This is a genomic window from Catenibacterium sp. UBA627 (genome assembly GCF_002299355.1).
Classification (GTDB): domain Bacteria; phylum Bacillota_I; class Bacilli_A; order Erysipelotrichales; family Coprobacillaceae; genus Catenibacterium; species Catenibacterium mitsuoka.
This window is the reverse complement of record NZ_DBPF01000114.1, coordinates 1,098-4,060: the sequence shown is the minus strand read 5'-3', so window position 1 is coordinate 4,060 and position 2,963 is coordinate 1,098. Positions and strand designations below refer to the sequence as shown.

General features: G+C 31.4%; 4 protein-coding genes. 1 reads left to right on the top strand and 3 read right to left on the bottom strand.

Annotated elements, in window-relative coordinates:
- Positions 1-78: 78 nt before the first annotated feature.
- Positions 79-867 (top strand): SDR family NAD(P)-dependent oxidoreductase, encoded by a 789-nt coding sequence (locus tag B2S90_RS07430; RefSeq protein ID WP_100054654.1) that lies wholly within the window; start codon positions 79-81, stop codon positions 865-867.
- A gap of 177 nt (positions 868-1,044) precedes the next feature.
- Here the strand turns inward: B2S90_RS07430 and B2S90_RS07425 are convergent, their stop codons facing one another.
- The 3 genes from B2S90_RS07425 to B2S90_RS07415 form a co-directional block, all read right to left on the bottom strand.
- Positions 1,045-1,902: an ATP-grasp domain-containing protein gene (locus B2S90_RS07425; protein ID WP_286696804.1), complete on the bottom strand. Its 858-nt coding sequence runs from the start codon at positions 1,900-1,902 to the stop codon at positions 1,045-1,047.
- A gap of 94 nt (positions 1,903-1,996) precedes the next feature.
- On the bottom strand, positions 1,997-2,428 hold the full coding sequence (locus B2S90_RS07420; protein ID WP_286696803.1) for a DUF6508 domain-containing protein: 432 nt from the start codon (positions 2,426-2,428) through the stop codon (positions 1,997-1,999).
- 205 nt (positions 2,429-2,633) lie between these two features.
- Positions 2,634-2,963 (bottom strand): hypothetical protein (locus B2S90_RS07415; RefSeq protein WP_286696802.1); only part of this gene is annotated, 330 nt, incomplete at its 5' end.

Below are 2,963 nucleotides of genomic sequence, written 5' to 3'. Positions count from 1 at the left end.
TGTATTGGTAGAATATGCACTTTATCGAGGAGTATAATTATATATATAAATTATACATACAAGGAGGATTGATTTGTTATGGAATTAGGTTTAAAGGATCGAGTCGTTATCGTAACAGGAGCAGCTTCTGGTATTGGTAAAGCTATTGCTGAAGCATATGCAAAAGAAGGAGCAAAACTTGCATTAGCTGATCTAAATCTAGAAGGGTTGAATGCTTTAAAGACAGAACTAAAAGATAATGAAGTTTATATTGAAAAAGTAGATGTTACAGACGAAAAGAACTGCAAAGATTTTATTGAAAATGTTGCTGAACATTTTGGAAAGATTGATGTTCTATGTAATAATGCAGGAACAGCTTTAATGGGTGATATTGCAACATTCCCTGAAGAAACATTCAGAAAACATGCAGAACTTATGATGTATGCACCAGTGAGATTAACTAATTTATGTATTCCTCATTTTAAGAAAAATGGCTGGGGAAGTGTTGTAAATACAGCTTCTATCTTTGGTAAACAGCCTGGAGGATTAATTAGTTATGATACTATTAAGGCTGCTGATATTATGATTACTAAAGATTATTCAAATTATTGTGCAGCATTTAATGTGAATGTAAATGCTGTGTGTCCTGGACCTGTAGATACACCGTTATGGCATGCAGAAGGACAGTTAGGTGATCAATTAGCAAGTGCTACTGGTATGAGTCGTGATGAATCTATTGATTGGTTTGCTAAGACAAATATACCAATGGGTAGATATGCTAAACCTGAAGAAATTGCATCAGCTGCTGTATTCTTATCTAGTGAACCAGCACATTATATTACTGGTGTTGCGTTAAATGTTGATGGTGGCATGGTAAAGTGCATATAATCAACTAATAATATATAATAACTATTGGTATTTAAACATATGGTGAAAGAATATGTCTTTTTGATAATCTGAATTGATTTTTTATTAACTTTCACATAGAATGACATATGTAAATGGCACTCGGTGCGGAAGAAAACTCACGATTTATTGTCGTGAGTTTTTTCTTTGAGTAAGATTCTATTCATTTAAGTATTCATAGAGCACTTTGAAATATTGCTCATAATCTTGATACTCTGCTAAGCCTGAGACTTGACCATCACCTGCCTCAATAATTTTCCATGAACCATCTTCTAATTCAGCATAGTCAACAGTATAATATCCACTTTCCAGATGACTATACTTTTCTAATAATTGTTGAGGTGGTAATAATGCATTTATAGATTGTCCTGAATTTCTAGTGATAGTTGCTATTTTATTGTTTATATAAAAGACTCTGTATTCATTGGTGTGATTACCATAATGCTTTAGGTTAAGATATTCCTTAATACATATTCCACCAGTTAACAGATTACCACGATACTTATAAAAGACTTCCATCCATTGATCAAATTCTTCCTGTGTAATATCTTTGTCAAAATATTTAGGAAACTCTGTACCCTTTACAGATTTAACAAAGTCTTTAACCATAAATCTACCAAAAGTATGTTTAATACTATCAATATTAATCTGAGTATGAAGAGGATATATTTCCATTTTTGCAGTATCCTCTTTTAATAGTTCATATACATTGGGGAAAATATGCATTAACTCATATTCTTTTGGAGTTGTAATTAAACGGATATTGTTTTCTAGAAGACGTTGATAAAACCTTTCATACTTTTCTGGATTCATCATATATCCTCTATATACTGCAGTTCTTTCTACTTGAGGTATATCTTTAATGACTAATTGATCTTCTTCAAACCACTTATCATATCCAAATAGTATCACATCAAATAATCCTGTTGCTTTTACTGCATCATATTCAGCTTGTAAATCTTCATCCACCTTTGAAGCATTAAAATAACTAGATGGGAATAAAATTAAATCAACCATACAAACCTCCTTAAAAACGTTTTATGTTCTTATACATCAATATCTTATTCTAATTCTCCATATTCATTGATATATTCTTCACAGCTTCCTCTATTTATTTTGCAGCAACATTCTTGCCATCTGCATCCAATGTTTTAAGTCTTTCAAGCCATCGTACAAACGTACCATCTTTTAAGAATGCAAGTATTGCCCCATCACAAAATCTTTCTGCGCGTATAGCACCATAAATCAAAGCAACAACACATTTAGCATCTAAACCATCAACCACTGCTGTTTCCATTGATTTCGCATTCCATTTGATACCATTTTCTTCAAGGACTTTTTGATAACTATGTAATCCCATCTCTTCATGGTTATCTACAAAAGAATAGACATCATCAATAAAATGGTCAACAACACATGAATAATTCACAAAAGGGAACTGAAGTGGATGTTCTGGTGTTCCATCATTTTTCTTGTCAATAATCCATGTACCAAATTCTGTTCCTGTGAACTCATCTAAATATTTAGTTAAACTTTCATACATATAAATCACATCTCTCTTTCTTTAATTCAGTTTCTTGTTACTTATGTAACAGTAGTTTTCTATAAGAAACAAGTTTTAATAACACATCATAGTTGTATTACATACAGACAAATAATCCATATTGCATTTTGAGAAGTTTTAGATATTTCAAACCAATCAATTAAATATCGTATTTCATTAGAGAAATCATTTCTTCAAAAGAACACTAACTCACAGGTTCTTTATCCATAAGAATCAAATCATCTAAATACTCTCTTACTTCCATTTGTAGGTTACGTATTTCTTTTACTTTATCTTTTAGAGAAAACATGCATTCCTGCATGGCTTCTAAATAATGTTGTTCTGCTAAATTGAAACTCTTAAGAGCAAAGTGCAATGTTTCTAGTGTCTTTGGTCTTAATAAGTATACTTTACCTAATCGTTCATATATTTCTGCTTTTGTTTCACTGGATGAATCCACTTCATCAGCAACTTCTAAAGCATGAAAATACAAATCATTAGCTTCTGGTATATCTTTATCCACATAGTATCCATT

What these genes read in the sequence shown, in the direction of transcription:
- B2S90_RS07430 (WP_100054654.1), top strand. Translation starts at nt 79, where the DNA reads ATGGAATTAGGTTTAAAGGATCGAGTCGTTATCGTAACAGGAGCAGCT.
- B2S90_RS07425 (WP_286696804.1), bottom strand. Translation starts at nt 1,902, where the DNA reads ATGGTTGATTTAATTTTATTCCCATCTAGTTATTTTAATGCTTCAAAG.
- B2S90_RS07420 (WP_286696803.1), bottom strand. Translation starts at nt 2,428, where the DNA reads ATGTATGAAAGTTTAACTAAATATTTAGATGAGTTCACAGGAACAGAA.